Genomic DNA, 6,148 nt, shown 5'->3' on the forward strand with positions numbered 1-6,148 from the left:
TGCTAAGATCGAGATATGCGTTTAATAACGTACACTCGAATTTTTGATAGGAGAGTTATGGATGATGCATTATCCTTCTTCGTGGCTCCAAGGAGCTTCCCTGGGTGAATCGATCGCTTGTGAACTCAGATTGCAAATTATAAAGGGTACAATAAAACCTGGTGAAGTCCTATCCGAGAACCGCATTGCGGCGGATTTTGGCACAAGCAGGTCCCCTGTTCGTGAAGCAATTAGAACGCTTTCGAGTGAAGGGCTCATTCGGTTAGAGCGAATGGGAGCTGTAGTGCTGGGGCTCAGCCTCAAGGATGTGGAAGAATTGTACGATGTGCGCTATCTAATAGAAAGCTTCGTACAGCAGCGGCTGCCGAGAATGAAGTTAACGGGCCTGCTTCCTTCATTAAAGCAGACGATTGACAAGATGGAGCTTGCCGCCAGACATCGGGACGTTGTAGATTTCTCGTTTCAGGATTTATCATTTCACGAAGCCATGATCCTGGAGGCCGATCACACTCGGATTCTCCACCTTTGGAAGAGCATTCGGCATATCGTGATGACCGTCATGCTGGTCACTACCGAGGAGGTATTCTCTGAGGGGGATGACAAGGTTCAATTTGTAGTAAATAAACACAGGATCCTAATTGAGGGACTTGAATCCAAGAACCCGGGCCGTATTGAAGATGTAGTTCGTGAATACTTCTCGGATTCCCGCACCACTCTTCATCACAGCTTCCCTAGTCAATAGCAGCCAGATGGAATGAGCTAATTTAATATTTAGTTCCAGTCCATATTGCAGAAGCATCAGCTTCTCTTCGCTCAACTTGTCGACAAGTACACAGCATAAGTAATATCAGAATAGCTAATCTTATTAATACGAATGGGTAATAATTGTAAGCGCTTTTAAGTTATAACAAAGAGGAGCACTACTACATGAATAGCATCTTCGGGTTGAGTCATAATGTTACATTGTTAATATGGACGCTTATCACCATCGTTTTCCTAATTGTTCTGATCTCCAAATATAAATGGAATCCATTCGTTACTCTGCTAATATCGGCATTAATGCTCGGGCTGCTTGCCGGTATGAAGCCTGAAGAGGTCATTAAATCTCTGACCGGAGGTCTTGGTGGAACCCTAGGGACTATCGCGATTGTCATTGGGCTTGGTACCATGCTCGGCAAAATGATGGCTGAATCCGGCGGCGCTGAGCAGATTGCTACAACTTTGCTTAACAGATTCGGGGAGAAAAGAGTTCACTGGGCTATGATGTTCGTTGGATTCATTGTTGGTATTCCCGTCTTTTTTGAAGTCGGCGTTATTCTCTTGATTCCTATCGTATTTACGGTCGCCAAGAAGACCAAGATGTCCCTGCTTCAAATCGGGATTCCGATCCTCGCCGGTCTGTCTACGGTTCATGGATTGGTACCCCCGCATCCAGCTCCAATGATCGCTATTGACGCTTATAAGGCGGATCTTGGCAAGACTCTTCTTTACTCTATTCTGGTGGGTCTGCCTGTAGCTATCTTCGCGGGTCCCCTATTCGGTAAATATATTGGAAAACGTATCAAGGTTGAGCCGCCTGCGAAATTGGCTGAACAGTTCGCGCTTAAGAGTGACCGGGGTCTTCCTGGCTTTGGGATTACGCTGTTCACCATCCTTCTTCCTGTAATCTTGATGCTGATCGGGTCTGTAGCCAATATTTTGGATCCCAAGGCAGTGTATGGCTTCACCCGCTTCTGTGAATTTATCGGTCATGAAATTATCGCCCTGCTTATCGCAGCGGTCTTCTCCTTCTTTTCACTAGGCTTTGCGAGAAAATTCTCCAAAGAAGATATCAGCAAGTTCACCAGCGAATGCCTGGCCCCAACAGCAACGATCATCTTAATTATTGGTGCGGGTGGTGCATTCAAGCAGGTTCTGATTAACAGTGGTGTAGGAAATGCGATTGCCGAAATGGCAACCAGCGCTCATATTAACGTAATCCTGTTCGCCTGGCTTGTAGCTGCACTAATTCGTGTGGCAACTGGCTCAGCTACTGTAGCTATGACTACAGCCGCAGGCATTGTAGCTCCCGTATTGGCCCTGACTCCAGGTGCCAACGTAGAACTAGTCGTACTTGCGACCGGTGCCGGCTCGATTATTTTGTCACATGTGAATGACGCGGGCTTCTGGATGGTTAAAGAGTTCTTCAATATGACCGTGCCTCAGACGCTGAAGTCATGGACGGTGATGGAGACCCTGCTATCTGTTATGGGACTTGTTCTCATTCTAATCCTCAGCGCCTTCTTGTAAGGCGCAGCCATACAGAAAGAAGGTACACACATGAATTTCATCAACTATATGATAGGCATCGATATGGGTACGACCAGCACGAAGGCGGTACTTTTTGAAGAGAACGGAAGGGTTGTTACCTCGGCAACCAACGAGTACCCGCTGTACACGCCCACTTCCTCTGTGGCTGAACAAGATCCTGAGCAGATCTTTAAGGCTGTGTTGGATTCCGTTCGACAGGTGATGGTGAAAAGCGGAGTAAGGCCGGAACAAATTATGTTTGCAGCTTTCAGCTCCGCGATGCACAGTGTCATTGCTGTCGACGGGAACGGCGCGCCGTTAACCGCATGCATTACCTGGGCAGACAACCGTAGTGCGCCCTGGGCGGCCAAGCTCAAGCATGAAATGGGCGGCCATGAGATCTATTTGCGGACAGGGACACCGGTCCATCCGATGTCCCCCCTCACCAAGCTAATCTGGCTGCGTGAGGAGCATCCTGAAATTTTCAGCCGCACAAGTAAATTTATATCTATTAAAGAGTACGTAACGGCCAAGCTATTCCATGAATACGTGGTTGACCATTCCATCGCTTCATCCACCGGGCTGCTGAACCTGGAGCAGCTCGATTGGGATGAAGGAGCGCTGCGTGCAGCAGGAATTACGAAAGATCGTCTGTCGCAGCTTGTACCGACGACTTACAAGCTGGACAAGCTGGATCCAATATATGCAGGGGTGATGGGTTTGCTGCCATCAACCCCTTTTGTCATCGGAGCCAGTGACGGAGTACTCTCCAACTTAGGTGTAAATGCTATAGAGCCGGGTGTATTAGCTGCAACCATCGGCACAAGCGGGGCAATCCGAACGGTTGTAGACAAGCCTGTTACCGATCCGAAAGGAAGAACCTTCTGTTATGCTCTAACCGACAAGCAGTGGGTGATTGGCGGCCCGGTTAATAACGGCGGAATGATCTTCCGCTGGGTTCGTGACGAGTTCGCCGCTTCTGAGGTTGAGACTGCCAAGAGACTCGGAATCAACCCTTATGATGTCCTAACCAAAATTGCCGAGAGAGTGCGTCCCGGCTCTGATGGCCTGCTCTTCCACCCTTATTTGACAGGGGAGAGAGCTCCGCTGTGGAACCCGGATGCCCGTGGTTCCTTCTTCGGTCTGACTCTTCATCACAAGAAGGAGCATATGGTTCGTTCCGTGCTAGAGGGCGTTATCTTCAATATGTATACCGTCCTGCTGGCCATGAAGGAGCAGATGGTACCTTCCGTCATACAAGCTACAGGCGGCTTCGCCAGATCGCCCATTTGGCGTCAGATGATGGCGGATATTTTTGACCAGGAAGTGATCGTGCCGGAGAGCTTCGAGAGCTCCTGTCTTGGCGCGGTAGTGCTTGGACTCTATGCGCTGGGTAAGGTCGACTCCCTATCCATCGTCTCAACCATGGTAGGCCCTACTCATCGCCACAAGCCGATCCACGAGAACGTGGAGATGTACCAGGAGCTTCTGCCGATCTATATACGTATCTCTCGTAATCTGGAGGAAGAGTATGCAGCCATATCCAAGATTCAGCGGAGAATCCTGGACAAATAATGATAATCTTGGCTGTGTCTAACTGAAAATCGAACGATTTTCAGGAGATTTTTAGCTCAAAAATGAGCCTTTATATATCGAACAAGGACAACCGGCTGAACCCGATGAACTGGGGGCAGGCGGTTTATTTTTTTTGAGTAGGACTAAGGACAAAGACCAGCATAGTCAGACTTTTCTACCCCACTCATAAATGCGTCAAAGCTCATAGCTTATTTGGGTCCCGGCGCACCTGTTAACCAACCAGGTTATCCAGCACAATGGAATTGTATGACATTACCAATTCGAGGAGGGATCGGGATTGATGGGTGTTTTGCAAAAGTATGGGAAGCTGTTCACCGCAGCATGCCTGGGACTCAGTCTTTGGACAGGACAAGCAGGTTCAAGTTACGCAGCCTCAAGTTCACCGGTGTTGGAGAAGGAATGGACTCAATTCTATGGAGATCCGGCTAATTACAATGAGTACACTAATGTAGCTCCAACCGCCGACGGGGGAAGTGTCATTCTTGGTTACACTACCAAACGGGACGGTTACCTGACGAAGGTATATGTAGTCAAGACGGACAAGGACGGCAGGGTGGAATGGGAGAACGAGTACTTTGAGGATCAATATGATACAGAAGCTGTATATGGATACAACATTCAGCAATCTAAAGATGGCGGATATCTCATAAGCGGGGCAGTTAAGGATGATAGTGGAGGCAAGTTTGTATATCGAGCCTATCTGCTCAAGCTTTCAGCCTCGGGACAGCGAGAGTGGGGGCAAATGTATGGAAAGGGTGTGGGTAATTCGATCAATGAAGTCAGGGAGACTAAGGATGGGGGTTACATCGTCACCACCTCCACTTATAATGTGTCGGATACAGCTCCCGCCAATATTATAAAGGTAAGTGCTAATGGAACGAAGGAATGGGAGCATTATTTCAGGTATAACGAACTCGAGGAATTCAGTGATGATCAATATTTCAGCAACGCTATAGAGAGTGAGGATGGAGGCTACTGGGCTATAGGCAGGACACGGCTTGCTCAGGATGCACGAGGTTATCCTTTACTGGTCAAATATGATGCTGCTGGACAAGTGCAATTCAAACGAACCAAAGTGACTAACGATTGGGGAAGATCAACTTTCTATGAAATCGAGAAGGCTCCGGAAGGCGACGGATATGTACTGCTCAATCCGGATGGACTTTGGAAGATTGATAAACAAGGGCAGACGGTATGGAACAAGAAACTGGCTGATACTACACCGGAGCTAAAAGACGCTACTTTCTACGAGCTGAAACCCTCTTCCACTGGATTCCTTATATCAGGCACAAACAAGGTTACAAAAGCTGATGTGACCCTGAACATTAATTCCAAAGGAGCCATCCTTGACGTAGTGACTCAAGAAATTCCCGAACTTCCCTCCAAATCTGTACGATCTGTAATTCCTGGGGGAGGACTGCTGGTGTTAAGTAGTAGTGAAGGCGCAACCCATTTAGTGCTGAGCAGGTACAAATCAGTCTCCCCGAATGAAGGTCCTGGAGGCGGCGAGATCAGCTTTTACTTGGATTCCGATGAATACTCCATTACGGTGGATCATACCTTTGATGTAAATGCGATGCTCAAAAAACCAGACGGCACGACCCTTCCCGTTACTAACGATACCCGGTTCACCATAGAGCATCCGGACATTGTCTCGATTGACGATCAAGGCAACATCACCGGACTGGCTCCAGGTCTTACGAAGATTACTGCGGAATACCAGGGACACAAGGCTTACGCTACAGTACTGGTCGTCCGTCCATATCTGCCGAACTAGACAACTGAAAATCGAACGATTTTCAGAAAATTTTAGCTGAAAAATGAGCCTTATCTATTGAACAAGCAAAACCGGCTGAACCCGATGAACTGGGGACAGCCGGTTTATTTTTTGGCACAACCTGTGCATAATTTTTTTTGGTTTTCTACAAGCTCTGTCGAATTTTAAACAATTTATAAACAATATGTAGTGGTGTGAATTATATTTATACACAAGTTATTGAATTTGTGGATAAATTCCTGCTTTACGTTGAAATATAACACTTCTTTTGCTATGATTGAATTGTTTTCTGTGTGAATATCTCAGTTTTTAATATATGTTTATCAACAGCCTGTGGATAAAATTGTGAACAATTTGATTTTATACTTTGTGTATATCCTCCCGTTTCACTGATTAATGGGGATAATCCCCCCATATTTCAGTTTTTTTCGACATTCCACGCATGGCTTTAACCACAATTGGAAGATTTTAAAGGAGTGACAGTCT

Annotated in this window: 4 protein-coding genes; all 4 read left to right on the forward strand. The window is 47.0% G+C overall.

Features of this window, described 5'->3' with window-relative positions; genetic code table 11:
* Window positions 1-64: 64 nt before the first annotated feature.
* The 4 genes from LDO05_RS18810 to LDO05_RS18825 all read left to right on the forward strand — a co-directional run bounded on the left by LDO05_RS18810 (window position 65) and on the right by LDO05_RS18825 (window position 5,662).
* Window positions 65-742 (forward strand): GntR family transcriptional regulator, encoded by a 678-nt coding sequence (locus LDO05_RS18810; protein WP_251378790.1) that lies wholly within the window; start codon window positions 65-67, stop codon window positions 740-742.
* Between the two features lie 185 nt (window positions 743-927).
* Entirely contained in the window at window positions 928-2,289 is a 1,362-nt protein-coding gene (locus tag LDO05_RS18815; RefSeq protein WP_251376839.1) for a GntP family permease, read from the forward strand.
* A 30-nt stretch (window positions 2,290-2,319) separates the two neighbouring features.
* A complete protein-coding gene (gene gntK, locus LDO05_RS18820; RefSeq protein WP_251376841.1) occupies window positions 2,320-3,864 on the forward strand; it encodes a gluconokinase in 1,545 nt (514 codons plus the stop codon).
* A gap of 301 nt (window positions 3,865-4,165) precedes the next feature.
* Window positions 4,166-5,662: a hypothetical protein gene (locus tag LDO05_RS18825; protein ID WP_251376843.1), complete on the forward strand. Its 1,497-nt coding sequence runs from the start codon at window positions 4,166-4,168 to the stop codon at window positions 5,660-5,662.
* The last annotated feature ends 486 nt before the right edge of the window (window positions 5,663-6,148 follow it).

The sequence above is a fragment of the Paenibacillus sp. YPG26 genome (assembly GCF_023704175.1).
In the GTDB taxonomy this organism is placed as follows: domain Bacteria; phylum Bacillota; class Bacilli; order Paenibacillales; family Paenibacillaceae; genus Fontibacillus.

Bases quoted from the DNA above. Each gene is read 5' to 3' on its own strand.
- LDO05_RS18815 (WP_251376839.1), top strand. From the start codon at position 928: ATGAATAGCATCTTCGGGTTGAGTCATAATGTTACATTGTTAATATGG.
- gntK (WP_251376841.1), top strand. From the start codon at position 2,320: ATGAATTTCATCAACTATATGATAGGCATCGATATGGGTACGACCAGC.
- LDO05_RS18825 (WP_251376843.1), top strand. From the start codon at position 4,166: ATGGGTGTTTTGCAAAAGTATGGGAAGCTGTTCACCGCAGCATGCCTG.
- LDO05_RS18810 (WP_251378790.1), top strand. From the start codon at position 65: ATGCATTATCCTTCTTCGTGGCTCCAAGGAGCTTCCCTGGGTGAATCG.